The organism is Pseudomonas sp. MWU12-2020, from assembly GCF_023100605.1.
Taxonomy (GTDB): Bacteria; Pseudomonadota; Gammaproteobacteria; order Pseudomonadales; family Pseudomonadaceae; genus Aquipseudomonas; species Aquipseudomonas fluorescens_H.
The window spans coordinates 161774-186777 of record NZ_JALMEX010000010.1 but is presented as its reverse complement, the minus strand read 5'-3'; the positions used below and the strand labels follow the sequence as shown (position 1 = coordinate 186777).

The following is a 25004-nucleotide window of genomic DNA, read 5'->3' as shown; positions in this document are numbered from 1 at the left end:
TAGAATTGCGCACTTTTTGATCAGAGGCGCACTTCAAGCGCCCGTCCGTCAGCTTCCACACCAGGCAAGCGACGTCACAAAACACCGAGGTTAGACATGTCCACCACTCCTGCGCCGGCCAATCCAAAGGTTGGCTTCGTATCTCTGGGTTGCCCGAAAGCACTGGTCGACTCCGAGCGCATCCTGACCCAGCTGCGCATGGAAGGCTATGACGTGGTGTCCACCTATCAGGACGCCGACGTGGTGGTGGTCAACACCTGCGGCTTCATCGACTCGGCCAAGGCTGAGTCGCTGGAAGTGATCGGTGAAGCGATCAAGGAAAACGGCAAGGTGATCGTCACCGGTTGCATGGGCGTGGAAGAAGGCAATATCCGCGACGTACACCCGAGCGTGCTGGCCGTGACCGGTCCGCAGCAATACGAGCAAGTGGTCAACGCCGTGCACGAAGTGGTGCCACCGCGTCAGGATCACAACCCGCTGATCGACCTGGTGCCGCCGCAAGGCATCAAGCTCACTCCGCGTCACTACGCCTACCTGAAGATTTCCGAAGGCTGCAACCACAGCTGCAGCTTCTGCATCATCCCGTCGATGCGCGGCAAACTGGTCAGCCGTCCGGTGGGTGATGTACTCGACGAAGCCCAGCGTCTGGTCAAATCCGGCGTCAAAGAGCTGCTGGTGATCTCGCAAGACACCAGCGCCTACGGCGTCGACGTGAAATACCGCACCGGTTTCTGGAACGGCGCGCCGGTGAAAACCCGCATGACCGAACTCTGCGAAGCGCTGAGTACCTTGGGCGTGTGGGTCCGTCTGCACTACGTTTACCCGTACCCGCACGTCGACGAGTTGATCCCGCTGATGGCCGCCGGCAAGATCCTGCCGTACCTGGACATCCCGTTCCAGCACGCCAGCCCGAAAGTGCTGAAGGCGATGAAACGCCCGGCGTTCGAAGACAAAACCCTGGCGCGGATCAAGAACTGGCGCGAAATCTGCCCGGACCTGATCATCCGTTCGACCTTCATCGTCGGCTTCCCGGGCGAAACCGAAGAAGACTTCCAGTACCTGCTGAACTGGCTGACCGAAGCCCAGCTCGACCGCGTCGGCTGCTTCCAGTACTCGCCGGTCGATGGCGCGCCCGCCAATGACCTGGACCTGGAAGTGGTGCCGGACGACGTCAAACAAGACCGTTGGGAGCGCTTCATGGCGCACCAGCAGGCGATCAGCTCGGCGCGCCTGCAAATGCGCATTGGCCGCGAGATCGAAGTGCTGGTGGACGAAGTCGACGAGCAAGGCGCCGTCGGCCGCTGCTTCTTCGATGCCCCGGAAATCGACGGTAACGTATTCATCGACAACGGCAGCAACCTCAAGCCGGGCGACAAGGTCTGGTGCAAGGTGACTGACGCTGACGAATACGACCTGTGGGCTGAGCAGATCTAAGCACCACAAAATACCTGTGGGAGCGGGCTTGCTCGCGAAGGCGGTTTATCAGGCATTGGATATGTCGACCGATACACTGCTTTCGCGAGCAAGCCCGCTCCCACAGGGGATAGTCGTATCATCAAAAGCCTCGCTCTTTTTTACGAGATGCGGGGCTTTTTTACGGCTATCGTTTACCGGGGGAAGGACTCCCTTGAAACGAACAAGAGGCCATCGGGCATGCGTCAGCATTCGGTCATTCACACGCCGAAACTCAGCGATTATCAGGAACTGACACGGGTCTGGGAGGCCTCGGTTCGCGCGACCCATGATTTTCTGCCGGACAGCTACATCGAGTTGCTGCGCAATCTGGTGCTCACCCGTTATCTGGACGCGGTGATGCTGATCTGCACCAAGGACCATCAGCAGCGCATCACCGGATTCGCCGGGGTGGCGGCGGGCAAGATCGAAATGCTGTTTATCGATCCCGCGCACCGTGGCCAGGGGCTGGGCAAGCAATTGCTGAACTACGCCATGCAGCATCTGAATGCCGATGAACTGGACGTCAACGAACAGAACCCTCAGGCGCTGGGGTTTTACTTCAAGCAGGGCTTTGAAGTGATCGGCCGATCGGAGGTAGATGGCATGGGCCAGCCGTATCCGCTGCTGCATATGCGCTTGCGCCAGAATCAGCAGCGCTCGAAGCATGCCTGACACACCAAAGAACCTTTGTAGGAGTGAGCCTGCTCGCGATAGCGCCGGACCAGCCGACATCAATGCTGAATGTTAGACGGCAATCGCGAGCAGGCTCACTCCTACAAAAAACCACCTACCGAAATGGAACCGGGCTTAACCGGCGCCAGGCAGGTACAATGCTCACCCCTTTTTTGTTACGGCCCTGTCATGACTGACCCGATTCGCCTCTCCAAACGCCTCATCGAACTGGTCGGTTGCTCCCGCCGGGAGGCCGAGCTGTTCATCGAGGGCGGCTGGGTCACCGTGGACGGCGAAGTGATCGACGAACCGCAATTCAAGGTCGGCGACCAGAAGGTCGAACTCGACAAGGACGCCCAGGCCACCGCGCCGGAGCCGGTGACCATCCTGCTCAACGTGCCGGCCGGCATGGACGTCGACACCGCCATGCAATCGCTCAGCGCCGACACCCTCAGCGACGAGCACCGCTACGGCAAACGTCCGCTGCGCGGCCACTTCCTGCGCCTGACCGCCAGCGCCGATCTGCAGCCGAAGGCCAGCGGTCTGCTGGTGTTTACCCAAGACTGGAAAGTACTGCGCAAACTGACTGCCGACGCGGCCAAGATCGAGCAGGAATACGTGGTTGAAGTCGAAGGCGACATGGTTGCCCACGGCCTCAATCGCCTGCAGCACGGTCTCACCCACAAGGGCAAGGAGCTGCCGCCGGTCAAGGCCAGCTGGCAGAACGAAAACCGCCTGCGCTTCGCCATGAAGAACCCGCAGCCGGGGATCATCGCCCAGTTCTGTGAAGCGGTTGGCCTGAAGGTCGTCGGCATTCGTCGCATCCGCATCGGCGGCGTCTCGATCGGCAAGGTTCCGCTCGGCCAATGGCGCTACCTGTCCGGCAAAGAGAAGTTCTAAAGCCTCTGTTGCCGCCACACATTCCGGCAGCGTGCCTGCGCGTTGCCCACAACGATTATCAGGATTACCCACATGATTCATAACGACGTACTGCGCAGCGTGCGCTACATGCTCGACATCAGCGACAAGAAAGTCATCGAGATCATCAAGCTCGGCGGCCTGGACGTGGAGCTGAAAGACGTCGTCGCGTACCTCGACAAGAAAGAAGAAGACGAAGAAGGCTTCGTGCGCTGCCCGGACGAAGTCATGGCGCACTTCCTCGACGGTCTGGTGGTGTTCAAGCGTGGCAAGGACGAAAGCCGTCCGCCGCAGCCGATCGAAGTGCCGGTGACCAACAACATCATCCTGAAGAAGCTGCGCGTGGCCTTCGAACTCAAAGAGGACGACATGCACGCGATCCTCAAGGCTGCCGAGTTTCCGGTGTCCAAGCCTGAGCTGAGCGCACTGTTCCGCAAGGTCGGCCACACCAACTACCGCCCGTGCGGCGACCAGTTGCTGCGCAACTTCCTCAAGGGCCTGACCCTGCGCGTTCGCGGCTGATCTGCGCCACAAGCTCTGAATCGTCGGCGCGACCTTCGCGAGCAAGCCCGCTCCCACAGGTTTTGTGGCTGACACAAAACCGGACTCCACTCGAGATCCCTGTGGGAGCGGGCTTGCTCGCGAAGGCGTCGGCCCGGCCACCTCGGGTTATCATCCCCACCCCGCTCCCACCTCGACTCCAGACCATGACTTACAACGTCTCCCCCATCGGCTTCGTGCGTTCCTGTTTCAAGGAAAAGTTCGCCATCCCGCGCCAGCCGCAATTGGCCCCCGCTGCCCGTGGTGTGCTGGAGCTGGTGGCGCCGTTCGATCAGGGGGACGCCGTGCAAGGTCTGGAGCAGGTCAGCCATGTCTGGCTGTTGTTCCTGTTTCATCAGGCGCTGGAAGAAAAGCCGCGCCTGAAGGTGCGGCCACCGCGTCTGGGCGGTAACAAGTCCATGGGCGTGTTCGCCACCCGTGCGACCCACCGTCCCAATGGCATCGGGCAGTCGGTGGTGAAGCTGGACAAAGTCGAGGCCCATCGGCTGTTCATCTCGGGGATCGATTTGCTCGACGGCACGCCGATTCTCGATATCAAACCCTACGTGCCTTACGCCGATATCATCGCTGACGCCTCCAACAGCATCGCCAGCGCTGCGCCACAGCTGATTGACGTGCAGTGGACGGACGCCGCGCTGCAACAGGCGCACAGCCATGCTCAGCGCCTTGGCGAGCCTCTGGTCGAGTTGATCGAGCAGTGCCTGGCGCAGGATCCGCGTCCGGCGTACCAGACGCCGACACCGGAGCGCGAATACGGTGCGCAGTTCTGGGATCTGGACGTGCGCTGGCATTACCCGACGCCGGAGCAGATTTGCGTGCTGGAAGTCATCCCGGCCTCTGCGTAAACCCCGGAAACGAAAAAGCCCGCGCTGCCTTCTCAGGCAACGCGGGCTTTCGCTTTTCTGTAGGAGTGAGCCTGCTCGCGATTGCGTTGGGTCAGTCAAGATTGATACCGACTGACACGGCCCTATCGCGAGCAGGCTCACTCCTACATTTTGTTTCTTACTTCTCGACGAATGCACGCTCGATCAGGTAGTCACCCGGCTCGCGCATCCGCGCCGAGATCTTCAGGCCGAAGCTGTCGAGCACTTCGCTGGTCTCGTCGAGCATGCTCGGGCTGCCGCAGATCATTGCGCGGTCGTCCTGCGGGTTGATCGGTGGCAGACCGATGTCGCTGAACAGCTTGCCGCTGCGCATCAGGTCGGTCAGACGGCCCTGGTTTTCGAACGGCTCGCGGGTCACGGTCGGGTAGTAGATCAGCTTGTCACGCAGCGCTTCACCGAAGAACTCGTTCTGCGGCAGGTGCTCGGTGATGAATTCGCGGTAGGCGACTTCGTTGACGTAGCGTACGCCGTGCACCAGGATCACTTTTTCAAAGCGCTCGTAGGTTTCCGGGTCCTGGATCACGCTCATGAATGGCGCCAGACCCGTGCCGGTGCTCAGCAGATACAGGTGCTTGCCCGGGTTCAGGTCGTCCAGCACCAGGGTGCCGGTAGGCTTTTTCGAGATGATGATCTCGTCGCCTTCCTTCAGGTGCTGCAGCTGCGAGGTCAGCGGACCATCAGGCACTTTGATGCTGAAGAACTCGAGATGCTCTTCCCAGTTCGGGCTGGCGATCGAGTAAGCGCGCATAAGCGGGCGGCCGTTTGGCTGTTGCAGGCCGATCATCACGAACTGACCGTTCTCGAAGCGCAGGCCCGGATCGCGGGTGCACTTGAAGCTGAACAGAGTGTCGTTCCAGTGATGAACACTGAGGACACGCTCGTGGTTCATGTTGCTCATGTACGTGGGACTCCTGGATATTGGGTCTGCGCTCGCCTTTGCGGCCGACAGTGCGCAATTGCAACGCATTCTAATAGCGACGACAATATCTGTTAACTGGATTATTAAGATAAGGGTTATCGGTTATATCGATATGCGATTTACTCTTCGTCAACTGCAAGTCTTCGTCGCCGTCGCCCAGCAGGAAAGCGTATCCCGTGCTGCGGGTCTGCTCAACCTCTCGCAATCGGCGGCGAGCACCTCGATCACCGAACTGGAGCGCCAGTCCAGCTGCCAGCTGTTCGACCGCGCCGGCAAACGGCTGAGCCTCAACGCCCTCGGCAAACAGTTGCTGCCGCAAGCGGTGGCCCTGCTCGACCAGTCCAAGGAAATCGAAGACCTGCTCAACGGCAAATCCGGTTTCGGCTCACTGTCGGTGGGCGCCACGCTGACCATCGGCAATTATCTGGCGACCCTGTTGATCGGCGGTTTCATGCAGCGCCATCCGGAAAGCCAGGTGAAGCTGCATGTACAGAACACTGCCAATATCGTGCATCAAGTCGCCCACTACGAAATTGATCTGGGTCTAATCGAGGGCGACTGCAGCCATCCGGACATCGAAGTGCAGAGCTGGGTCGAAGATGAACTGGTGGTGTTTTGCGCTCCGCAGCATCCGCTCGCCAAGCGCGGCAGCGCGACCATGGAAGAGTTGACGCACGAGGCGTGGATTCTGCGCGAACAGGGTTCCGGTACGCGCCTGACCTTCGATCAGGCGATGCGTCATCATCGCAGTGCGCTGAATATCCGCCTAGAGCTGGAACACACCGAAGCGATCAAACGCGCGGTGGAATCAGGGCTGGGGATTGGCTGTATTTCGCGACTGGCGCTGCGTGATGCCTTTCGGCGCGGCAGTCTGGTGGCGGTGGAAACGCCGGATCTGGATCTGTCCCGGCAGTTCTACTTCATCTGGCACAAGCAAAAATACCAGACCTCGGCCATGCGCGAGTTTCTCGAGCTGTGCCGCGCCTTCACCGCCGGGGTGCAGCGCAGCGACGAGATCGTCTTGCCGAGTATCGCTTAAAGCAGAATCACCGCCCACACCAGGGCAATCATGCTCAGGGCCACGAATTGCGCGGCGCTGCCCATGTCCTTGGCGTTCTTCGACAGTGGGTGCAGTTCCAGCGAAATGCGGTCAATGGCCGCTTCCACCGCCGAATTCAGCAACTCGACGATCAGCGCCAGCAGGCAAACGGCGATCAGCAGCGCCTGTTCGACGCGACTGACATTCAGGAAGAACGTCAGCGGAATCAGCACCACATTGAGCAGGACCAGTTGGCGAAATGCCGCTTCACCGGTGAAGGCGGCGCGCAGACCGTCCAGCGAGTAGCCGGATGCGTTGAGGATGCGTTTCAGGCCGGTCTGGCCCTTGAAAGGTGACATAAAGTAAAAACCAACCAGAAAGGAGTGGGAAAGCTAGAGCAACAAAAGTCAAAAAAGCGTGAAGACGCCAGCCATTATTGGCTCGGAATTGACTCAAGTTGTTGCAGAAGTAAGGCCGCCTGTGTCCGGGTGCGCACGTTCAACTTGCGAAAGATCGCCGTGACGTGAGCCTTGATGGTCGCTTCGGAGACGTTCAGCTCGTAGGCAATCTGCTTGTTCAGCAGGCCCTCACAGACCATGGTCAATACGCGGAACTGTTGCGGGGTCAGGCTGGCGAGGCCGTCGCTGGCGGCTTTGGCTTCGGCGGAGACGCTGACCGCCTCGAACGCCTGTGGTGGCCAGAACACGTCGCCATCGAGCACTTTGCGCACGGCTTGCTGAATCACGCTCAGGTCGCTGGACTTGGGGATGAAGCCACTGGCGCCGAACTCGCGGGATTTGACCATCACCGAGGCTTCTTCCTGCGCCGAGACCATTACCACCGGGATCTGCGGGTACTGTCCCCGCAGCAGCACCAGTCCGGAAAATCCATAGGCACCGGGCATGTTCAAGTCCAGCAGAACCAGATCCCAGTCGGCCTTTTCGGTCAGGCGGGTTTCCAGTTCGGCGATGCTCGCCACTTCCACCAGCCTTACATCCGGGCCGAGTCCCAGGGTTACTGCTTGATGCAGCGCGCTACGAAACAGCGGGTGATCATCGGCAATCAGGATTTCGTATGTGGCCATTTTTCAAAATGATCCTGTTTTTGATGGCAGGCCCGGTGTATTCGGGCCTGGCCAAAGCAACTCAAGATGCCGCTACCAAAGCGGTATCCACAAGGGCACGTTCAACGCCAATCACAAGCAAACACGGCGTTTCAAACCTTGGCCGCACCCTAATCGGCGCCAAGCATGCCCAGCGCAGCCGGGGTGGTCAAGCAGCACGGCCGGCGCTCTCTGCAGTATGGGCCACTATCGCGCCAACACCGCTTGCGGCTTTCGTATATAAGGCAACAACTCAGCGTGGGCCGGGGTCGCCTCGTTGACGTTCAACTGCTGTTTGGCCCCCAGATAATGTTGGCTGAACACATCGAAATAAGCGTCAAGGGCAGAAGCGGCATCGCTGTCACCTGCCAGCTCAAGGCACAACGCCGCGACCTCGGCGGTGCACAGGTGCTCACTGCGGGTCGAGCGACGCAGGCGATAACGCGAAAGTTTGTCGGGCAGCAGGCTCAGGATCGGCAAGCGGTCGAAATACGGACTCTTGCGAAAGATCTTGCGCGCCTCGGTCCAGGTCGCATCCAGCAGAATGAACAACGGACGCTTGCTGCTATCGGGCGCGACGGTGTTGGTCACCCGTGACGGCTCGACGTATTCGCCGGGAAACACCAGGTACGGCTGCCATTGCGGGTCATCGAGCAGCGCCAGCATCTGCGGGTCAGGTTCGGTGCGCGACCAGATGAATGCATGGTTGTCGCGCACCACATCGGCGATCAGCCAGCCGGTGTTGCTCGGCTTGAACACTTCCTTGCCGGTCATGATCAGGCATACGCCGGATCGAGTTTCCACCGTCGGACGCCAGGCGCACAGGCAGTGGCTGATGATCACACGACAATCGCGGCAACGCTCGGAACGGAAACCACGGGCCTGGATCGGCTTGATACCTTCATCTTCGCGCTGGTCGCGCAGGCGGGCGACGGCGTTAGGGGCGTGATTCATTGCAGGCAGCGCCCGGAGGCAGGAAAACTCGACACGAACAACACTCGGCAAGGCAATAAAGGCTGGCAGTTTATCAGAGCGACGGGGACAAGCCTGTACCGTCCTGACCGGCTCCCCTATAATTCGCCGCCACTGAACGCACAGCCACGGGGCTGGTCGAACCACCAGTCACTGAATCAGGAGAGTTTCATGCTGCGCCTTATCGTTCCTACCGCGGCCATCGCCATGGCGTTGTCCTTCAGCGCACACGCTGCGTCCCTGAGTGAGCAGAATCTGAACCAAGAGCTACGTCGTGTCGCCGAGCAAAGCAGCGTGGGCACCCCACGGGCGATCAACGAAGACATTCTCGATCAAGGCTACACCGTCGAAGGCACTACGCTGATCAACCACCTGAGTGTGCAGGCCAGCCACGCCGAGAAGATGCGCGCTGACCCAAAAGCCGTGTATTTCCAGCTGGGTGCTTCGGTGTGCAATAACCCGTCGTACCGCAAGCTGATGGCCAAGGGCGCCGTGATGCGCTATGACTTCAGCGAAGTGAAGACCAACCGCGCAATCGGTTCGGCCAGCTATCAAGAGTCAGATTGTCCGAAAGCTACACCGGCGAAGAAGAAGTAATCATCGGGAATTGGCGCGCCGTTGTTCATCTTCGGCGCGCAATTCGGCCACCAGAGCCTGTAGATAACGCGAACGGCGTTCCCCGCCTGCCAACCGTCGGCAGCACTCCTCTTCGAGACTCACTTGGTTGGTCTCGGCTGATGCTTTCAACATCCGATACAGCTGCGTATCGATTTCCAGAATCACTCTGGCCATCTATCCCGCCTCCTTGCCACCACGAATCCTTGAAAAGCGCGCACCTTGCATACGCCCGTTGACGCGAAGCTGTCGTGCGGTGCCTGTAGGTTAGTAAATCAGAGCGATTGCTCTACGGTGTACGTTCGGACGAGCGGTGACTGATTACGTGAAGAGGCAATCAGCAGTTGCCAGAAAGGATTCTGCGGGGCAATGATCAAGTCAGCGCAAATCCGTGCAAAGGTCTAGATTCAAAGTGTTCCCGATCACTTGTTCACGGCAGCAAAGGAGCTGCCGATCGTGTGTGTTTTTTGCAGCGCGGCACTGACGCCGCACGTCAGGGCCACCCGCTCTGTGCAGAAGGAGACGTTGAATGCCTTACCAACCGAATGACCTGCTCAGTCGGCATTTTCAGGAACAACTCCCCGACCTCATCAGCAAGGTCGAAGAACAACTCAACCAGATTTCCCCCAACAGTCCGAACCTGCCGATTTACCGCGACATGATCCTGACCGTGCTGCGCATGGCCGAGGAAGATCACAACCGCTGGAACGCCAAGATCACCCTGCAGGCCCTGCGCGAGCTGGAGCAGGCGTTCCGGGTTCTCGAGAAGTTCAAGGGACGACGCAAAGTCACGGTGTTCGGTTCGGCACGCACGCCGGTCGAGCATCCGCTGTATGCCATGGCCCGAGAACTCGGCGCGGCTCTGACACGCTCGGACATGATGGTCATCACCGGTGCCGGTGGCGGGATAATGGCCGCCGCGCACGAAGGTGCCGGGCGCGACCACAGTCTCGGGTTCAACATCACTCTGCCCTTCGAGCAACATGCGAACCCGACAGTGGACGGCACAGGCAACTTGCTGCCGTTCCATTTCTTCTTCACCCGCAAACTGTTCTTCGTCAAGGAAGCCGACGCACTGGTGCTGTGCCCTGGCGGGTTCGGCACACTGGACGAGGCACTGGAAGTACTGACACTGATCCAGACCGGCAAAAGTCCATTGGTGCCCGTGGTGCTGCTCGATGTGCCGGGCGGAACGTTCTGGCAAGGCGCACTGGATTTCATTCGCCAACAGCTCGAAGAGAACCACTACATCCTGCCCACCGACCTGAAACTGATGCGCCTGGTCTACAGCGTCGATGAGGCGGTACAGCAGATCAATCAGTTCTACGGCAACTTCCACTCCAGCCGCTGGCTCAAGCGTCAGTTCGTGATTCGTATGAACCACAAGCTTAGCGATCAGGCCCTGGAACATATGCAAGAAGCTTTCGCTGATCTGTGCCTGAGTGACCAGTTCCATCAACACGCCTACAGCGGCGAGGAACACGACGAAGCGCAGTACAGCCACCTGGTGCGACTGGCCTTCGCGTTCAATGCGCGGAACCATGGCCGACTAAGGGAACTGGTGGACTACATCAACCTCCCGGAAAACTGGGCCCACAGCAAACCGCAGACCACCCAACGTGCACGTGAGCCATCGAAGGTAATCTGAAGGCAAAAAAAAACGGCCCGCTATTTTCATAGCGGGCCGTTTTTGTTCAACCGTTTTAATCGTCCATCCCTCTACCGCTGAACAAGCGGTTGATCATCTCCATCGAGAAGCCCCGATAGGCGAGGAAGCGGCCCTGTTTGGCGCGCTCCTTGGCATCGATCGGTAAGTGTCCGGAAAACTTGCGTTGCCATGTCTCGCGAAGCTGCTCCTGCCAGTCGATACCGCTTTCACGCAGGGCGAGTTCGATATCGGCGCGTTGCAAACCTCGCTGGCCCAGCTCTTCGCGAATGCGCAAAGGGCCGTAGCCGGAACGGGCACGGTAGGAAACAAAGCTTTCAAGGTAACGGGCTTCGGAAAGCAGCCCCTCTTCCGTCAATCGGTCGAGGGCTGTTTCGATCATTTCCGCCTCGGCGCCGCGCTGACGCAGCTTGCGCGTCAGCTCGACTCGACCATGCTCGCGTCGAGCGAGCAGATCCATGGCGGTTCGCCGCACCGCGACGAGGGTATCGAGTACGGCGGTGGTCATCGCTGTTATCAGATATCAGCGTCGGCCAGATCGTCTTCGGTCTCTTTGACCGCAGAGGCCTTGGAGTCCGCAATCACGGCTGGCGACAGCAGTTTGTCACGCAGTTGCTTCTCGAGCTTGGCAGCGACTTCCGGGTTGTCTGCCAGGAACTTGGCCGAGTTGGCCTTGCCCTGACCGATCTTGGTGCCTTCGTAGGCATACCAGGCGCCGGACTTCTCGACGAAACCGTGCAGCACGCCCAGGTCGATCATTTCGCCGTTGAGGTAGATGCCCTTGCCGTAAAGAATCTGGAACTCGGCCTGACGGAACGGCGAAGCCACCTTGTTCTTCACAACCTTGACGCGGGTTTCGCTGCCGACCACTTCGTCGCCTTCCTTCACCGCACCGGTACGGCGGATGTCGAGACGAACCGAGGCGTAGAACTTCAGCGCGTTACCACCGGTGGTGGTTTCCGGGCTGCCGAACATCACACCGATCTTCATGCGGATCTGGTTGATGAAGATCACCAGGCAGTTGGCGTTCTTGATGTTACCGGTGATTTTACGCAGCGCCTGGGACATCAGACGGGCTTGCAGGCCCACGTGCATGTCACCCATTTCGCCTTCGATTTCAGCCTTCGGCACCAGTGCCGCCACGGAGTCGACGATGATCACGTCAACCGCGTTGGAACGCACCAGCATGTCTGTGATTTCCAGGGCCTGTTCACCGGTGTCCGGCTGGGAAACCAGCAGGTCGTCGACGTTAACGCCCAGCTTGCCGGCGTACTCAGGGTCGAGGGCGTGTTCGGCGTCGACGAAGGCGCAGGTCGCGCCGGCTTTTTGAGCCTGGGCGATCACGGACAGCGTCAGTGTGGTTTTACCGGAAGATTCAGGACCGTAGATTTCAACAATACGGCCTTTTGGCAGACCGCCGATGCCGAGTGCGATGTCCAGACCCAGAGAGCCGGTGGAGATAGCCGGGATCGCCTGACGGTCCTGATCGCCCATACGCATCACGGCACCCTTGCCGAATTGACGTTCGATCTGACCCAGGGCCGCAGCCAAGGCTTTCTTCTTGTTGTCGTCCATTAAAGTCCTCACGTAATCAATAAGGCCTGACGGCCAACACCTGTATAAGTAGCCAGTATTATTCCACAGCGTTCGCGGATCGCCTACCCCTGATTTTCGATTTCTCGTGCCGCTAGTCGCAGCAGCCCCTCTAGCGCGGCCTTCACCGTTTGTCGGCGCACCTCGTCGCGGTTGCCCGAGAAGTGCTGAACCTCGCTGGAAACCGCATCGCCCACGCCCCAGGCCAGCCACACCGTGCCCACCGGTTTGTTCGGTGTGCCGCCGTCGGGCCCGGCCACGCCGCTGACCGCCACGGCAAACCGCGCCAGGCTGTGCTTCTGCGCGCCACGCACCATCGATTCGACCACCTCGCGACTGACTGCCCCCACGGTGTCGAACAATTCCGCAGGCACATTCAGTTGTCGGGTTTTCTGCCGGTTGGAGTACGTCACATAACCGGCCTCGAACCATGCCGAGCTGCCGGGAATCCGCGTGATCGCTTCAGCAATCCCGCCACCGGTACACGATTCGGCCGTGGTGACGTGGGCGTTGAGCAACTGCAAACGTCGGCCAAGCTCGGCAGCCAGTTGAGTGATCTCTTTCACGGTGCGCTCCGGATCGGGTGGAATGACTACCACCGTACACGACCCGGTTGCGCTTTCAATACACAGACTCATTCAAAATGTTCAGGCGCCAGCGCTCTGACATAGGCCTGACAGGCTTGCAGAGCAATCAGTCCGCGGTCACCGGTGTCGGTGATGGCGATAATTCGTTGAGCATGCGCCGGGTCAAGTCGGGCGCGTACGGCTGCATGATCCACGCCGCCGGGGCCGGTGGCGGCTGGCACCCCGCAGCCTGGGGCAGCATCGCCGGCGTCGATGAGGACTGACAGGCGCACATCAGCAGTGGCAAGACGATCGCGCAGGCGATCCTGATCACGTTGGGCATCGCTCATGGCTCGGTAGTGGGTTTGTTCACTGGCTGTGAGCCGTTGCTCCAGCGCCAGACGCTTGTCCTGCTCGGCCTGCTGTGCGGTGGCGGCGGCCGAGGTCAGTTGATTGAGGGTGTCGGCGTGCTGCCGCGCCTGCTCGGCCAGTTGTCGCCCGTAGCGCCAGTCCTGAAACTGCCAGGCCAGCGCGGCGGCCAACGCAGCCAGCGACAAAACGCCGATCAGGCGCCAGGAGACGGACATAGCACCGCCCTCGCCCGCGCCCAGATATCGAGGCGATCCTGCAAACCGTTCAACCCGCCGTTGATTCGGCGGGTGATGCTGTTGAACTGGTCGCGATCGGCCAGATCGTTCAAGCCGTTCTGTTCCCAGAACCATGCTGCGGATTCGGCCGCCCATTGCGGTTGCTCCAGCAACTCCGGCAAGGACAGCAGACGTTCATCGCCGAACAGGCCGAGACTGCACTGGCGATAGTTGCTGCGCCCGGTGATCTGGATCAGCCCGCGACCACGGTACTTCTGTCCGTCGCCGTCGGCCTCCGGCGTGTTGCCCAGACGTAACGCCAGCGTGCCGGTGTCGTATTTGCTCAGATACTGGTTGTTGCCCAGTTCGCGCACGTACTGCAACTGCCCCGACTCGTGGCCGATTTGCGCGAGGAACGCAGCGATGCGTTTGGGCGAGTCGATATGGCGCCGAGTCATTGCGTTATTCAGTGCAGAAACAAAAACGCCCGCTTGGCTGCGGGCGTTGGGCATGATGGTTTTAAGGTTGTCTTCAGTTATTTGCATGATGCGTAATCCTCCCTGGATGTTCCCAGTGAACCATGACTGACAGCGAATGCCTGTCAGCCATTTTATTCCGGTTTTTTCAGGGTGCTGTCTGGCAAGGGCTCAATCAGTATTTGATGACATACAACAGAGCAGTGTTCATTGGTCGAGCTTCATTACCACCCGACGCCGCAACCGACATCGTGTGCGTATGTTGCCCTGCCGCGTCCACGCCGACGTTGTGCGCATGGTTGCCATCAGCCACGATACCGTGGGAATGCGCCGGCGCGTTGGTTGTAAAGTTGCGATTGACGGAAGGCGCGGAGCTGGAACCCATGATCGAACCGGCTGTACTACCGCCGTTAATGACGCCCTGCCCGCCCATGACAGTGTCGATGTTGAAGGCGCCGCCGCCGACGACGGCCCCACCGTGGGAGTGCAGCCCGGCAGCATCCGTGCGTGCGGCGTGGGCATGGTTGCCTGCGGCAGCGGCCGATACATCGTGAATGTGCGAAGCGTTCTGCCCTGCCTGCTTGCTGCCCAGCACGCGCCCCGGATCGACACCACGACCATCGTCCAGACCGCGGACAAATTCACCACGCAAGTCTGGAAGGTTGAACGTGTTGGCGCCATCGCCGGCACCAAACCGTGTACCGATGGCGGCAAACAGGTTGGCGTATTGCGTCCTCAACACCGGCTGACCGTTGCACTTGAGCCAGCCGCTCGGCGCATCGACTGTTGCAACGGCTTTCACATCGCCAACATCGGCACCCAATTGCCTCGCCACGCCCGAGCTCGCAATCAGAATCCAGGCGCCACTGCCCAGGGAACTGTTCCATTGCACCCAGACATCCCCGGTCGCGACGATTTCGCCGGAGCGAAGTGGCGTGTGGTCAATGCTGACCAGAGGCTTGGCTACTGAGCCCGCGACAGAGAAAGTACTGGCCCCGGTGTTGGTATTCAGGGCCTTGAAACGCAAGACCATGCCATCGACCAGTAAGGTCGGTGCTGGCGAATAGGTCGCAGCGTAAGCGTTGGCGGTGCCGGTATCCAAAGCAAAATCGATGAGGCCGGCCTGATTGATTTTGCGCACAGCGGTCAACAACTGCCCGACGTTGGCTTCATCGGGAACCAGCGCCCCCCCCTTGATCACGCCGAGTATCTCCTCGGTTACGGAGTTGCCCCACACCGCCGGGATCAGCGATCCCGGAGTCCCGGCAATCGGGTTTTCATCGACAAACTTGCCATTGACCAGACCTGCGCTAGGTACACTTTTCGGGTAATCCATTTCTGTTTATTCCTTATTCAAAATTGATGTACACCTGCGTATGAGCCGGTGCACTGCGGTGAATGAGACATTCCAGGGCCGAGCCCGGATTCATGCCGAAGCGTTCGCCCCAGTAACTGGCGCCAAAGCGACGTCCGGTGGCCAGACGCCCGCCGGTATTGAGGATCCACATGAACTGCGCCTTCCAGGTGCCGAAATGGGCGCTGCCAAACCGCGATCGGCCCATGCGCGGGACTCGCAGTTCGTTGACGGTGGCGTCCGGATAACCCTGACTGCGGGCGACCTCAATGAAATACGCGGCGTTCTGATTGCCAACTGCCAGCAACCGTCGGCGTACGGCCAGACGCCGGTCGTCATACAGCGGCGTCGCTCCCAGACACGGGTCGGGCAGGTTCATCAGCTGCTCCCAGTCCGGCACCAGTTCACTGACGCCCGCCGGATCCATCTCATTGAGCAGGTCAACGGCACGCGCATCCAGATGCGCCAGTTGAGCAGCGACGCCTTCAAGCACCTGATCGAGTTCAGGCAGGCGCTCCATCTCCCAGGCCGGGCCGCTGGGCAGGAGGCTGCGCAGTTGGTCGCGGTACTGCGCGACATCTCTCAAGACAGCCATTCGATACCCCCAAAAGTCAGCAACTGATTCTCGGCGGCCGTGACGTCGGCTGAAGGTGCATCGAGCCGGTGATCTGTCTCTCCGGTGGCGCTGCTGATGGCTTCGCCGATATGGCTCAGCAACAGGGTCTCTCCGAGGCCGGCCTCGCGGTTGTGCAGATCGCGCAGCTGGTTTTCGATCGCGGCGCGCACAGCGCTGGTGTCGGGAGTGATCCGCAGCTTGTAATTGACCGGCACCTGCACCGGAGCCAATACCCGCACGTCGGCAGTCACCGGGCGCAACGGCTCGATGTAGGCATGGACATCTGCCAGCTGTTGCTCATTGGGAATCGGCTGCAGATCGTCGTCACGCATGACGAATAAACCCACGGTGCCGGGCCCGAGGAAATTGCCCCGGCACCACGCTCGGGTAATCCCCGGGCATTCCAGCGCCCAGGTTTCATAGTCTTGCGCCGAACCGCCGTGAGGAATGAGGCGATAGGAACGAATCACCCGGGCGCGCATTGACTCAAGGCTTTCCTCGGCGACACCGCCCGTGAGCCCGGGAGCCAGGACCACAAAGGTATTGCCGAGAATGCCGGCGATCGGCTGCACCAGGCTGAGCGTCAGACCGGCATCGGCATTACCCAGGCTGCCGGCCTCCAGCGCAGCGATGGTCGTGATGTTGATGCCGTTGCGCGCCGTGCTCGCAGCCGTGACCCTGTAGGTACGTCCGTCAGTCGATTGCAATAGCGTATCGACATCCAGCACGGCACCGGGGGTAGCTGTGAATCTGACACTGCCTTTGGCCGCCTGGGCGGGTTTGCGCGGCTGGTTAAGACGCAGTGCGGCGATACGTTCCAGGGTCGATTCGTCGGCCTTGTCGGGCAGGATCTGCTGGGCAATCCAGTCGAGATAGCCATACAGACCGTACACCGCACCACCAAGAGTACGGGCCAGCACTTGCGCATCGGACTGGCGCAGCGAATCGCCGGCCAGGTCGCTTTGGGTGCGCTTGATCAGCACCGGCAGCGAAGGGGTTTCAAACGGCATAGATCACCTGCCAACTGTTATCGGGGTTGATGTCCAGACGTTCGCCATCGGCCAGGGTCAGAACCGTGCGCAGGTTCAGGCGCTGGGCGTCGAGGCGTTCGCTGATGATGTCGATGGCGCTGCAGTGGCCGTCGTCGATCAGCCATTGCAGGGCTTCGCGGGCATAGAACTCGGCGTCCATCTGGGTCTGTCGGGTCAGCTTGACTCGATGCAACAGCCACAGCCGCGAGCCGATGCGGTCGTCGGCGACGGTGGGAAAGGTGTCGCCCCACCAGCCATAACGCTCTTCGTCGTCGAGGGCGTCGTCATCTGCGGCGCGGCGCCAGGTGAACAGGCTGATGAGCACGGCGCGGGTCAATGCGGCGTGGAGGTTCTGGCTGATGAGCATTATTTGCCTCCTACCGGTGCGCCGGTCTGACCGCTGCCCGGTTGCACGCCGACATGCATATGGTTGAGCTGGCTCACCGCACCGGCAATTTGATCGCCGGTGGACACGATCTTGCCGGTCTGATTGAGCACCGGCGTGTCGAAGTTCACCGCCGTACTGGCGCGGATGTTCAGCGTGGAAGTCTCGATGTCGATTATTCGCCCGCGCCGGAAATGGATCTTGTCACCCTCGTCGGTGTAGATCGCCACTTCGCCATTGGTCAGCGATTGCAGGCGATATCGCCGGTCGGCGATCACCAGTGCGATGGCGTGGGAGCGGTCACCGCCAAGGAAGGTGACAACCCCCTCAGCCCCGGCCAGGGGTCGACTGGTGAAGCCATAAGGTTCGAAATGCTCGATGTCGTCGTTCAGTTCACCGGCGGTGAGGCGCATTTGCAGCGATTGCAGCTTGGATGCCGAGTTGGCGAGCACGACGGTGCCGCGCGCCAGCAGGCGTGTCAGTAGGCTCATGAATTGTCCTTCAAAAGATGGGCACGACGCGGTCAACTGTAGGAGTGAGCCTGCTCGCGATGGCGTCAGTGCAGTCGACCTTTCAGTGGCCGGTCTACCGCTATCGCGAGCAGGCTCACTCCTACAGGGGTGGTGTCAGGCCGAAGATTTTTTCGGAGGCGTGGGATCGGGATCAAAGGTCTGCGGCGGTGCCACTTGCAGCGTGGTCACCGAGCCTTGCGCCGACAGCGAATAGGTGACCTTGGAGATCAGCATGTCGCCGTCAAAGCCGAGCACCGGATCCTTGACCTTCACCAGCGTGTTGTGGCGCCACAGATCGCCATTGGACTGGCGCCAGCCCTGCACCTGATAAGTAGTGGTCTGTGCCCGGCCAACACGAGTGGCGCTTTCCCAGAGAGCCCGTTTGAGCGACAGATCAGGGTTGATCTGCAAGCCCTCGTTGATCACGGTTACGCGACGTCGCTTGTAGCCCAGATCGGTAGCGATCGATTCAATCTCGCTGACCGCCGCGCCGCTTTTCTGATCGCTGCCCTTCTGCTGGCCGATGACCCGGTATTCGGAGAACACCTGGCTGTAATCCATCGGCGCGTTGGCCGAGAGAATATTCTTGCCCAGCTCCAGTACATCACTGGCCCGGCCACTGCTGCCCGGCTTGGCCAGCAACAACCGGCCTTGTGCGTCATCGGTAGAAAACACCCGAAACAACGAGAGCAATCGGTCGATGGATTGAAACACCGTCTCACCCGGGACGATGGTGTAACTGCCCAGCCGTGTGGTTTCAGCAATTTCGCTGACCACGTTGACCTTGTAAGAAGACGCCAGCGCTTGGACGATGCTCAGCATCGGCTGGTCTTTCCACTGGTTCGGGCGATTGATCGCGGCGCAATCCACAAGATCCTGCGTACAGGAACTGCCCTCGATGCTCAAACTGATCTGCCGCCCGTCATAGCGGATCGGCGCCTTGAACACGTACCCGGTCAACACCAGATCCTTGCCGATCCGTACCTCGCAGGCATCGCCGGCGGCGATGCGCTGATCCACCGTCTGCCCCGGCCATTGCCAGGTGATATCGAGCTTGAAAGTGCGGAACTGACGCTCCAGATCCGCGGTGATTTCAACACTTTTCCAACCGCCATACTCCATCTCGCCGACGGTCAGCGTGACGCGATTATCCATCTCGCTCATGGCTCACTCCCTGGAGACTTTCACGTCATTGGGCGACATGAACCCGGGATGGGCAGCCGCGTTGCGTTGGCTCACTTCGTCGACTCGCGTGGCATCGGTAAACTGTTTGTAGGCCACCACCAGTGCCGGCAGACTTTCCTGAAATGACTTGCTGACCAGCCGCACCCCCGACGAAGCCACGGCCTTGAGGTGCGCATTCAAGGCATCCTTCAGATCATTGATCGCCTGAAAATGCACCGGGCCAGCCTTGTCCAGCATCGGATTGACGGCCACCGCCACCGCATCACGCAGCGCCTGCATGTCGTCCGTGACGGGCACTTCCTGACGAGTGACTGGCTGATGCACCTGCTGTCCCACCGAAGGTATCGATTGCAGCTTGACCGGGGAGGTTGCCACTGGCATCGATGCGACCCATTGGGCGACTTTTACCAGCATCGTGTCCTGCACCAGATCGGCCATGGCCTGTGCCGCAGCACTGGTGTCCTTACCCGTGGTGAGCCTCGGCGCATCGGCCTTGCGAATCGCTTCGAGCTGCTGCGACACGTCAGCTATCACGCCACGGTAGCCCTCCTTCGCGAACGCCTTGAGCTCCTTGATATCGCCGAGCAAACCCTTGAACTCGGCGGCTACTTCCTTGGGCAATTCCTTTACCGCTTTCACCAGTTCGGTAATTTCCTTGTACTGCTCGATCAGCGGCTTGAGTTGCTCCTTGATCACCTCATAAACGCCGGTGAGGCTATTACGCAGATTGGCAATACCGATCCGCGCGGCCTTGATCAGCGTCATCGCCTGCTCGAAACGCGCGACAGCCGAACCCAGTAGCGTATCGGCCTTGGCCAGCAACACCTTCTGAGTACTGACGGTGGCCGTCGGAAACGGGACCGGCTGATCGGGATAGAACTTCAGCGTGAAGGTCACCAACCCACCGTCCTGGCGGGTATGGGTCATGTCGCACTCACCGACCCTGACTTGCAGGCGCCCCAGCCACGGGTGCACCAACTCGCCACTGCCCAGTTCCAGCGCCTTGAGCAGCTTGTCGCGCTGTTCCAGGCAATCGGCGCCGATAATGAACGCAGTCAGATCGTGGGTCCTGGCCTGCTGACCGAGATCCTCGAAATACGGCAGGTCGCGTTGCGGATACTCGTGCAACTGCCCCTTGCGACCGACCGGGGTTTTCACCTGATCGATCCAGAAGCCTACACCGCGAAATGATGCTGGCAACAAACGGTCACGCCAGTTCATTGGAACCTCCCACGGACAACGAGCGATAGCCGATGCGCGAAGACAGCGCCAGGCCTGGTTGATTGGTTTGCGGTTGATCGGTGCGCAGCCCTGCCGGCGCATTTTCGAAGCGCACGGTCAGGCCGCCTTCGAGTTGTGTACGGTTGTTGAGCGCGCTTTGCTGGATCAGGCTGTTGGAGGTTTGCGACAGAGAGCCGCCCTGTAACGCCGGTTTTTCCGGCAGATTGCCGGGTGAGGCCAGCTTGCCCGGTGCAGACAATTCACTCTCGGTGGATGGGTTTTCGGCCTTGAAAAACACCGGTGCCAATTCGCCTTTACCCTCGGCATTGGTTTTCAACTGGGCCTGGGTGAAGACATCCACGCGGGCCTTGGCATCGGCGATCAACTCACCAAAACCGCCATTGAAGAAATCCTTGATCGGTGCGATCGCGTCCTGAAATTTCTGCGCCCACTTTTCAATCCACGCTGTAACGGGCGCCCAGTTCTCGATGATCTTTTCCAAAGGCGACCAGCCTAGCTGCTCGCGAATAATCGCGTATGTCGCAAGGAACGGCAGCTTGATGTAATCCCAGATCGCCGAGAACACACTGACCACACCGCCCCAGATAGCCTGAATCACCTCAAGCGGCGACCAGTCAAAGAAGCTTTTCAGGAACGCCTGCACGGGCACCGACACCGCTCTGAGCAAGTCCCAGATCGATGAGAAAAGATCCACCAGAGGCCCCCAGTTGTTCACAATCAGCCCTTGCGGCGAATAGTTGAACAAGGTTTTGTAGAACTCGATCACCGGCGCCGCCACAGCCTTGAGGCCGTCCCATATCGTCGAGAAAAGCCCTGTGACCGGTCCCCAATTGCTGATCAACAGCCCCAGCGGCGTGTAACTGAACATTGTCTTGAAGAACTCGGCCATCGGAATGACGACTGGGGCAATCTTCTGCCAGAGCCCGATAAAAAACGTCGAAATCGGTTTCCAGTAAGCCACGATCAAACCGGCGGCCAAGGCAATGCCCGTGGCAATCAGCATGATCGGATTGGCCTTCATCACCATGCTCATCACGTCAAACACCTGGGTTGCACCGGCCACGGCGGTTTGCATCGCCGAAAACGCGATCGCCCCCGCCGCCAGACCTTGCACCAGTTCCGGGTTGTCATCGAGCAAACTGCCGAAACCGGTCAGCATCGGCTCAAGCCCAACGACCACAGCACCGACCGCCGGCACCAATGCGGCATTCACCGCATTGGAGACCTTCTCCATCGACGCACTGAACACGTTCATGTTCTGCGCAGCGACTTTCGGTGCGGCAGGCAGATCCACGGTTTTCGCCGTCTCGCTGACTTCAGTCAATTTGCCCTGAAACGCCGCCGCCGATTTGATCCCGTCCACGAACGGCGTGATCACGCTGCCGCCCTTGAACAGACCACTGATATCGAGCTTGCCAAGTCCGGTCTGTTCGAGATTTTTCTTGAAGCTCTCGACCTTTACTCGCAGGGCGCCGAGTTTGGGCGACAGTTCATCGATGCCCGTGATCAGCACCGGTGTTTGCACTTTCTTTTCTTCGTCTGCCATCACTGCACCTGCTGCATCGCATTGATCCGTTGCGCGTGCTCCAGCGATTCGCGGAGCACATCCAGTGGCCTGGCCATCATCTGTTCGGGGTCAACCTTCCAGAACCAGGCCAGGTCATAGGCGACTGCGATCAGGTCGGTGATGGCTCCGACGCCGCACTCATGAAAAAACTCGCAACGGCCCAGCTCAGCGCGTTGAGGTCAGCCAGATCGAGCTGATTGACCGACGACGGCGGGATGCCGGCGCACACGGCGATGTATTTGGCCGCCACGTCCATGTCGAGGCTGACTTCTTCGCTCTTGTCGATCTTGTACGGCAGCGCCTTGATCGCTCGCACTTCCTGCACCGTCGGACGGCGCAGGACGAGTTCGGTCAGGGGCTCGCCGTGAGCTTCGATCGCAACCTGAAGCTTCACGGCGCCGCTCATTGCCAGGTCCCCTTGATGCCTTCGAATTTCAGTTCGATGGTGGCGTCATCGCCCTTGGAAACCGGTTCTTCGACCAGATAGGCACCGGCCAGCACGTAGACCTTGCCGTTGCTGAATTCGCAGGTGACGGTGATGTCGGTGCCTTCGATCAGCTTCTTCAGCGGAAAGTCGGCGGTGTGCAGCGCGGTCACTTTGAACGACGGCGCAACGTCGGTTTCCTTGTAGAAACCCGGTACGACGGTTTCGCGTTTGACGGCCATCAGCGGGGCTTCGCAGCCGCCGTTGATAGTCAGTTGTGCACCGTCGACTTTGACGTAGCAGGTGCCTGCAATCACTTGACCCATGGTGTTACTCCCTTCAAATAAAAAAGCCCACCGAGGTGGGCTGAATGCTTACGGCCTAACGCGGCGATCAGGCCGCGTCGTCGTATTGCAGACGGAATTGGTTGAGCAGTGCGAACACGCGCAGACCGTTGATGTAATCCGGCGGGAACAGCACGTTCACGCGGCTCGGGTCCTGCACGTCGCGCTCGACGATCAGGTGCTCGGCGAACAGCTCGGCGTTCTCCACGTGGCCTTCCAGTTCCAGCTTGGCGTACTGCGCGATCAGCTCGCCGCGAATGGTCGCCGGGGTGACGATCGGCTGACCGGCGCCGAAACGGGTGCCATCGGAGGCCAGTTTGTGGCGCCCGTATTTGCTGGTGATCACGCTTTGCAGACGACGCACGATGAACGCCGACTGGTGCATGGTTTCGCTGTCCAGGTAGGAGTTGTCGGCCTGACCGTAAGCGTTCTTCTGGTAGGTGGTGATCGAACGCTGGATGCGCACGTAACCGCCTTCGTAGTACGCGGTGGCAATGCCGTAGTTGAGCAGCGACTGACGCTCGGTCAGGGTGAAACGTTCGCTGGCCGGTGCCGGATCAACGCCCGGCAGGCTGCCGCTTTGCGTCGGACGGCTGGCATCGGCGGAGATGAACACCGCGGTGCGCGCAGCCAGTGCGGCAGCTTGTACCCAGAACGGTTGCGGTACGCCCGGCTCCAGCGCCTGAATGGTCATGTGCTGGTCGTTGCGGCCCTGGCCTGCGGCGACCAGAGTGCCAACGGTGCCACGCTTGGCGCTGTAGACGTGACCGAACAGTTGCTTGGCCCAGGACCAGCGACCGGTGCTGTCATCCATGACTGCTTGCCAGGTGTTGAGAGTGGCCAGATCCGACCATGGCAAAGCGATGAACTCGAACGGTTCGTCACCCAGCGCGGCAACCGCTGCTACCTGATCCGGCACGCCGACGCCGCCGATCATTGCCGTGACAGTCGTGACCAGGCCTGGCGGAGTGTCTTCGCCGTTGCTCTTGCCCAGACGATTGAACTGCAGGCTGATGTCGTTACCGCTGTCGCCAACCCATTTGGCGCTCACGGTCACGGTGCCGTCGACGGCTGCCGCACTGACCGGTAGATCGGCAGTGGCGTTGATTTTCTGCGCCAGAGCGGTGGCCGCTTGTGCAGCGGTGGCACCGTTGACCACGGTGGCCTGCACCCGCACACCAGCGACGTACAGGTTGAGTACGCCAGCCTGAGTCGCGGTGCCGGTCAGGGTCAGCACGCCTTTGGCGATGGCGCCTTCAGCGTTGTGCAGCGGCAGGCACCAGATCTCGCCGATCGGGTCGGCCTTGCGGAACGTCTCGTACATCGAGGCGAGCATCGAGCCCTGACCACCGATGCTTTTTGCCAGCGCGACGCTGGAGACCAGCACCAGTTTGCCGACTTCGCTCGGGGCGATATTGTCGTTGACCTGAGCGACGATCAAACGGCGCATGGTCGACGTCGCGCTATTAGCGGCCGAGTTGTCCATTTCGGCATAGAACAGCGGTACACGAATGTCCGCGGGGATGTTGCTGAATCCGATCGCCATTATTTGGCTCCCTGTGCTTTGACTTTTACGGTTTTGATTGTGATATCGCCGTCGGCCAGACGCCGGCGCCACCAGGCGCTGTCCAGCACTTCACGGCCTTCGAGGGGCAGCAGATCGCCCGCTTCCGGGTCAGGCACGGCACGGCCAGCGGCCGGCAGTACGGTGATGCGATTGCTCATGGGGTTACGTCTCCAGAGAAAGTCAGTTCCACGCGCCCGTCAGGGCCCGGGTGTTTCAGATTGGGGTCGGCCGGATCGATCGCATCGACCCGCACGGTGACCCCGGTAAAGGACGACAAACCGTCCAGTTCACGTTCGTGCCAGCTCTCCGCAGGCTGACTTGGCAGATTGCGGCCAAGCTGGAACTCGGCAAAAAAGCGCAGCCGATAGAAGGCCCGGCTGCTGTTGATCGAGACCATTTCGCCGCCGTCGTAGACGATGGCGCTGTAGTCGCTGCCCGGCTTGAACCCCACCAGCGCACGCCACAGTTCGGCACGCAGGTCGTGCAACAGATCCAGCGCTTTTGTAGCGTCGGTTGCGTCAAGCGCGAGGACGATTTCGAAGCGGTCGCGGATCGGTTGGGCGGTGAGGTTTTGTGCGGTGCTGGTGCTGGCGAGATCCGCCAGGGGCAGCACGTGGGCCGAGGGTGTCGGCAGATCCGCGTTGCCTTGCAGCAACGCCAGATCGACGCCCACCGCAATGTGATTGGCAAGGCTTGGGCATTGCCCACGCAGTTGCGTGAGGATCGGGGTGATCTTCATGGTGGTGTTCCAG

At 60.2% G+C, this 25004-nt stretch carries 31 protein-coding genes; 8 read left to right on the top strand and 23 right to left on the bottom strand.

Going from position 1 to position 25004, the window contains the following annotated elements; genetic code table 11:
• Nucleotides 1–96 precede the first annotated feature (96 nt).
• The 5 genes from rimO to tsaA all read left to right on the top strand — a co-directional run bounded on the left by rimO (nt 97) and on the right by tsaA (nt 4451).
• Nucleotides 97–1434: a 30S ribosomal protein S12 methylthiotransferase RimO gene (gene rimO, locus M0814_RS21815; RefSeq protein ID WP_003222282.1), complete on the top strand. Its 1338-nt coding sequence runs from the start codon at nt 97–99 to the stop codon at nt 1432–1434.
• A gap of 219 nt (nt 1435–1653) precedes the next feature.
• Entirely contained in the window at nt 1654–2127 is a 474-nt protein-coding gene (locus tag M0814_RS21810) for a GNAT family N-acetyltransferase (protein WP_003222281.1), read from the top strand.
• Nucleotides 2128–2316: 189 nt separating this feature from the next.
• Nucleotides 2317–3027, top strand: a complete 711-nt coding sequence (locus tag M0814_RS21805; RefSeq protein WP_003222280.1) for an rRNA pseudouridine synthase — start codon at nt 2317–2319, stop codon at nt 3025–3027.
• Between the two features lie 72 nt (nt 3028–3099).
• The gene (locus M0814_RS21800; RefSeq protein WP_003222279.1) at nt 3100–3567 is read left to right on the top strand and encodes a DUF1456 family protein; all 468 of its coding nucleotides are present in this window, start codon (nt 3100–3102) and stop codon (nt 3565–3567) included.
• Nucleotides 3568–3752: 185 nt separating this feature from the next.
• The gene (tsaA, locus tag M0814_RS21795; RefSeq protein WP_103484546.1) at nt 3753–4451 is read left to right on the top strand and encodes a tRNA (N6-threonylcarbamoyladenosine(37)-N6)-methyltransferase TrmO; all 699 of its coding nucleotides are present in this window, start codon (nt 3753–3755) and stop codon (nt 4449–4451) included.
• A 157-nt stretch (nt 4452–4608) separates the two neighbouring features.
• Here the strand turns inward: tsaA and fpr are convergent, their stop codons facing one another.
• Entirely contained in the window at nt 4609–5388 is a 780-nt protein-coding gene (gene fpr, locus M0814_RS21790; RefSeq protein ID WP_003222277.1) for a ferredoxin-NADP reductase, read from the bottom strand.
• Between the two features lie 133 nt (nt 5389–5521).
• On the opposite strand from fpr, the gene M0814_RS21785 reads away from it, so the two are divergent.
• The gene (locus M0814_RS21785; protein WP_045122319.1) at nt 5522–6448 is read left to right on the top strand and encodes a LysR family transcriptional regulator; all 927 of its coding nucleotides are present in this window, start codon (nt 5522–5524) and stop codon (nt 6446–6448) included.
• On the opposite strand, the gene M0814_RS21780 is transcribed toward M0814_RS21785, so the two are convergent.
• The 3 genes from M0814_RS21780 to M0814_RS21770 form a co-directional block, all read right to left on the bottom strand.
• A complete protein-coding gene (locus M0814_RS21780) occupies nt 6445–6807 on the bottom strand; it encodes a diacylglycerol kinase (protein ID WP_003222276.1) in 363 nt (120 codons plus the stop codon). The two genes, M0814_RS21785 and M0814_RS21780, sit on opposite strands and share 4 nt — an antisense overlap.
• A 74-nt stretch (nt 6808–6881) precedes the next feature.
• A complete protein-coding gene (erdR, locus tag M0814_RS21775; RefSeq protein ID WP_003222275.1) occupies nt 6882–7532 on the bottom strand; it encodes a response regulator transcription factor ErdR in 651 nt (216 codons plus the stop codon).
• Between the two features lie 225 nt (nt 7533–7757).
• Nucleotides 7758–8504, bottom strand: coding sequence for a tRNA-uridine aminocarboxypropyltransferase (locus M0814_RS21770; RefSeq protein ID WP_103484545.1), 747 nt, complete (start codon nt 8502–8504; stop codon nt 7758–7760).
• A 189-nt stretch (nt 8505–8693) separates the two neighbouring features.
• Between M0814_RS21770 and M0814_RS21765 the strand changes: the two genes are divergently transcribed.
• Entirely contained in the window at nt 8694–9119 is a 426-nt protein-coding gene (locus M0814_RS21765) for a PA3611 family quorum-sensing-regulated virulence factor (RefSeq protein ID WP_103484544.1), read from the top strand.
• On the opposite strand, the gene M0814_RS21760 is transcribed toward M0814_RS21765, so the two are convergent.
• Entirely contained in the window at nt 9120–9314 is a 195-nt protein-coding gene (locus M0814_RS21760; RefSeq protein ID WP_003222272.1) for a hypothetical protein, read from the bottom strand. It lies immediately after the preceding gene.
• 352 nt (nt 9315–9666) lie between these two features.
• Here M0814_RS21760 and M0814_RS21755 point away from each other — a divergent pair, with 352 nt between their 5' ends.
• Nucleotides 9667–10785, top strand: a complete 1119-nt coding sequence (locus M0814_RS21755) for a TIGR00730 family Rossman fold protein (protein ID WP_103484543.1) — start codon at nt 9667–9669, stop codon at nt 10783–10785.
• A 55-nt stretch (nt 10786–10840) separates the two neighbouring features.
• Here M0814_RS21755 and recX read toward each other — a convergent pair whose 3' ends face one another.
• The 18 genes from recX to M0814_RS21665 all read right to left on the bottom strand — a co-directional run bounded on the left by recX (nt 10841) and on the right by M0814_RS21665 (nt 24991).
• A complete protein-coding gene (recX, locus tag M0814_RS21750; protein WP_003222270.1) occupies nt 10841–11311 on the bottom strand; it encodes a recombination regulator RecX in 471 nt (156 codons plus the stop codon).
• A gap of 8 nt (nt 11312–11319) precedes the next feature.
• A complete protein-coding gene (recA, locus tag M0814_RS21745) occupies nt 11320–12378 on the bottom strand; it encodes a recombinase RecA (protein WP_003222269.1) in 1059 nt (352 codons plus the stop codon).
• An 83-nt stretch (nt 12379–12461) separates the two neighbouring features.
• Nucleotides 12462–12962, bottom strand: coding sequence for a CinA family protein (locus M0814_RS21740; RefSeq protein ID WP_103484542.1), 501 nt, complete (start codon nt 12960–12962; stop codon nt 12462–12464).
• 68 nt (nt 12963–13030) lie between these two features.
• Nucleotides 13031–13549 carry a lysis system i-spanin subunit Rz gene (locus M0814_RS21735; RefSeq protein ID WP_103484541.1) on the bottom strand — a complete coding sequence of 173 codons (519 nt, stop codon included), beginning with the start codon at nt 13547–13549 and terminating at the stop codon, nt 13031–13033.
• Nucleotides 13528–14094: a glycoside hydrolase family 19 protein gene (locus M0814_RS21730; protein ID WP_047291983.1), complete on the bottom strand. Its 567-nt coding sequence runs from the start codon at nt 14092–14094 to the stop codon at nt 13528–13530. Before M0814_RS21730 ends, M0814_RS21735 begins: the two co-directional genes overlap by 22 nt.
• A gap of 106 nt (nt 14095–14200) precedes the next feature.
• Nucleotides 14201–15361, bottom strand: coding sequence for a phage tail protein (locus M0814_RS21725; RefSeq protein WP_103484540.1), 1161 nt, complete (start codon nt 15359–15361; stop codon nt 14201–14203).
• Nucleotides 15362–15374: 13 nt separating this feature from the next.
• On the bottom strand, nt 15375–15974 hold the full coding sequence (locus M0814_RS21720; protein ID WP_103484539.1) for a putative phage tail protein: 600 nt from the start codon (nt 15972–15974) through the stop codon (nt 15375–15377).
• Nucleotides 15962–17005 carry a baseplate J/gp47 family protein gene (locus tag M0814_RS21715; RefSeq protein ID WP_103484538.1) on the bottom strand — a complete coding sequence of 348 codons (1044 nt, stop codon included), beginning with the start codon at nt 17003–17005 and terminating at the stop codon, nt 15962–15964. Before M0814_RS21715 ends, M0814_RS21720 begins: the two co-directional genes overlap by 13 nt.
• Nucleotides 16995–17393 carry a phage GP46 family protein gene (locus M0814_RS21710; protein WP_103484537.1) on the bottom strand — a complete coding sequence of 133 codons (399 nt, stop codon included), beginning with the start codon at nt 17391–17393 and terminating at the stop codon, nt 16995–16997. The genes M0814_RS21715 and M0814_RS21710 overlap by 11 nt, the downstream gene beginning before the upstream one ends.
• A complete protein-coding gene (locus M0814_RS21705) occupies nt 17393–17902 on the bottom strand; it encodes a phage baseplate assembly protein V (protein WP_103484536.1) in 510 nt (169 codons plus the stop codon). Before M0814_RS21705 ends, M0814_RS21710 begins: the two co-directional genes overlap by 1 nt.
• A 135-nt stretch (nt 17903–18037) precedes the next feature.
• Nucleotides 18038–19087 (bottom strand): phage baseplate assembly protein, encoded by a 1050-nt coding sequence (locus M0814_RS21700; protein ID WP_103484535.1) that lies wholly within the window; start codon nt 19085–19087, stop codon nt 18038–18040.
• 3 nt (nt 19088–19090) lie between these two features.
• The gene (locus tag M0814_RS21695; protein WP_103484534.1) at nt 19091–20329 is read right to left on the bottom strand and encodes a DNA circularization N-terminal domain-containing protein; all 1239 of its coding nucleotides are present in this window, start codon (nt 20327–20329) and stop codon (nt 19091–19093) included.
• A complete protein-coding gene (locus M0814_RS21690; protein ID WP_103484533.1) occupies nt 20316–21896 on the bottom strand; it encodes a phage tail protein in 1581 nt (526 codons plus the stop codon). Before M0814_RS21690 ends, M0814_RS21695 begins: the two co-directional genes overlap by 14 nt.
• A 130-nt stretch (nt 21897–22026) precedes the next feature.
• A complete protein-coding gene (locus tag M0814_RS21685; RefSeq protein WP_003222226.1) occupies nt 22027–22323 on the bottom strand; it encodes a phage tail assembly protein in 297 nt (98 codons plus the stop codon).
• A complete protein-coding gene (locus M0814_RS21680) occupies nt 22320–22667 on the bottom strand; it encodes a phage tail tube protein (RefSeq protein ID WP_007964335.1) in 348 nt (115 codons plus the stop codon). The genes M0814_RS21685 and M0814_RS21680 overlap by 4 nt, the downstream gene beginning before the upstream one ends.
• A gap of 67 nt (nt 22668–22734) precedes the next feature.
• Complete coding sequence (locus tag M0814_RS21675) at nt 22735–24231, bottom strand: phage tail sheath subtilisin-like domain-containing protein (RefSeq protein ID WP_103484532.1); 1497 nt, start codon at nt 24229–24231, stop codon at nt 22735–22737.
• Nucleotides 24231–24410 (bottom strand): DUF2635 domain-containing protein, encoded by a 180-nt coding sequence (locus M0814_RS21670; protein ID WP_103484531.1) that lies wholly within the window; start codon nt 24408–24410, stop codon nt 24231–24233. Before M0814_RS21670 ends, M0814_RS21675 begins: the two co-directional genes overlap by 1 nt.
• Nucleotides 24407–24991: a hypothetical protein gene (locus tag M0814_RS21665; protein WP_103484530.1), complete on the bottom strand. Its 585-nt coding sequence runs from the start codon at nt 24989–24991 to the stop codon at nt 24407–24409. Before M0814_RS21665 ends, M0814_RS21670 begins: the two co-directional genes overlap by 4 nt.
• Nucleotides 24992–25004: the final 13 nt, after the last annotated feature.

What these genes read in the sequence shown, in the direction of transcription:
- rimO (WP_003222282.1), top strand. Translation starts at nt 97, where the DNA reads ATGTCCACCACTCCTGCGCCGGCCAATCCAAAGGTTGGCTTCGTATCT.
- M0814_RS21810 (WP_003222281.1), top strand. Translation starts at nt 1,654, where the DNA reads ATGCGTCAGCATTCGGTCATTCACACGCCGAAACTCAGCGATTATCAG.
- M0814_RS21805 (WP_003222280.1), top strand. Translation starts at nt 2,317, where the DNA reads ATGACTGACCCGATTCGCCTCTCCAAACGCCTCATCGAACTGGTCGGT.
- M0814_RS21800 (WP_003222279.1), top strand. Translation starts at nt 3,100, where the DNA reads ATGATTCATAACGACGTACTGCGCAGCGTGCGCTACATGCTCGACATC.
- tsaA (WP_103484546.1), top strand. Translation starts at nt 3,753, where the DNA reads ATGACTTACAACGTCTCCCCCATCGGCTTCGTGCGTTCCTGTTTCAAG.
- fpr (WP_003222277.1), bottom strand. Translation starts at nt 5,388, where the DNA reads ATGAGCAACATGAACCACGAGCGTGTCCTCAGTGTTCATCACTGGAAC.
- M0814_RS21785 (WP_045122319.1), top strand. Translation starts at nt 5,522, where the DNA reads ATGCGATTTACTCTTCGTCAACTGCAAGTCTTCGTCGCCGTCGCCCAG.
- M0814_RS21780 (WP_003222276.1), bottom strand. Translation starts at nt 6,807, where the DNA reads ATGTCACCTTTCAAGGGCCAGACCGGCCTGAAACGCATCCTCAACGCA.
- erdR (WP_003222275.1), bottom strand. Translation starts at nt 7,532, where the DNA reads ATGGCCACATACGAAATCCTGATTGCCGATGATCACCCGCTGTTTCGT.
- M0814_RS21770 (WP_103484545.1), bottom strand. Translation starts at nt 8,504, where the DNA reads ATGAATCACGCCCCTAACGCCGTCGCCCGCCTGCGCGACCAGCGCGAA.
- M0814_RS21765 (WP_103484544.1), top strand. Translation starts at nt 8,694, where the DNA reads ATGCTGCGCCTTATCGTTCCTACCGCGGCCATCGCCATGGCGTTGTCC.
- M0814_RS21760 (WP_003222272.1), bottom strand. Translation starts at nt 9,314, where the DNA reads ATGGCCAGAGTGATTCTGGAAATCGATACGCAGCTGTATCGGATGTTG.
- M0814_RS21755 (WP_103484543.1), top strand. Translation starts at nt 9,667, where the DNA reads ATGCCTTACCAACCGAATGACCTGCTCAGTCGGCATTTTCAGGAACAA.
- recX (WP_003222270.1), bottom strand. Translation starts at nt 11,311, where the DNA reads ATGACCACCGCCGTACTCGATACCCTCGTCGCGGTGCGGCGAACCGCC.
- recA (WP_003222269.1), bottom strand. Translation starts at nt 12,378, where the DNA reads ATGGACGACAACAAGAAGAAAGCCTTGGCTGCGGCCCTGGGTCAGATC.
- M0814_RS21735 (WP_103484541.1), bottom strand. Translation starts at nt 13,549, where the DNA reads ATGTCCGTCTCCTGGCGCCTGATCGGCGTTTTGTCGCTGGCTGCGTTG.
- M0814_RS21730 (WP_047291983.1), bottom strand. Translation starts at nt 14,094, where the DNA reads ATGCAAATAACTGAAGACAACCTTAAAACCATCATGCCCAACGCCCGC.
- M0814_RS21725 (WP_103484540.1), bottom strand. Translation starts at nt 15,361, where the DNA reads ATGGATTACCCGAAAAGTGTACCTAGCGCAGGTCTGGTCAATGGCAAG.
- M0814_RS21720 (WP_103484539.1), bottom strand. Translation starts at nt 15,974, where the DNA reads ATGGCTGTCTTGAGAGATGTCGCGCAGTACCGCGACCAACTGCGCAGC.
- M0814_RS21715 (WP_103484538.1), bottom strand. Translation starts at nt 17,005, where the DNA reads ATGCCGTTTGAAACCCCTTCGCTGCCGGTGCTGATCAAGCGCACCCAA.
- M0814_RS21710 (WP_103484537.1), bottom strand. Translation starts at nt 17,393, where the DNA reads ATGCTCATCAGCCAGAACCTCCACGCCGCATTGACCCGCGCCGTGCTC.
- M0814_RS21705 (WP_103484536.1), bottom strand. Translation starts at nt 17,902, where the DNA reads ATGAGCCTACTGACACGCCTGCTGGCGCGCGGCACCGTCGTGCTCGCC.
- M0814_RS21700 (WP_103484535.1), bottom strand. Translation starts at nt 19,087, where the DNA reads ATGAGCGAGATGGATAATCGCGTCACGCTGACCGTCGGCGAGATGGAG.
- M0814_RS21695 (WP_103484534.1), bottom strand. Translation starts at nt 20,329, where the DNA reads ATGAACTGGCGTGACCGTTTGTTGCCAGCATCATTTCGCGGTGTAGGC.
- M0814_RS21690 (WP_103484533.1), bottom strand. Translation starts at nt 21,896, where the DNA reads ATGGCAGACGAAGAAAAGAAAGTGCAAACACCGGTGCTGATCACGGGC.
- M0814_RS21685 (WP_003222226.1), bottom strand. Translation starts at nt 22,323, where the DNA reads ATGAGCGGCGCCGTGAAGCTTCAGGTTGCGATCGAAGCTCACGGCGAG.
- M0814_RS21680 (WP_007964335.1), bottom strand. Translation starts at nt 22,667, where the DNA reads ATGGGTCAAGTGATTGCAGGCACCTGCTACGTCAAAGTCGACGGTGCA.
- M0814_RS21675 (WP_103484532.1), bottom strand. Translation starts at nt 24,231, where the DNA reads ATGGCGATCGGATTCAGCAACATCCCCGCGGACATTCGTGTACCGCTG.
- M0814_RS21670 (WP_103484531.1), bottom strand. Translation starts at nt 24,410, where the DNA reads ATGAGCAATCGCATCACCGTACTGCCGGCCGCTGGCCGTGCCGTGCCT.
- M0814_RS21665 (WP_103484530.1), bottom strand. Translation starts at nt 24,991, where the DNA reads ATGAAGATCACCCCGATCCTCACGCAACTGCGTGGGCAATGCCCAAGC.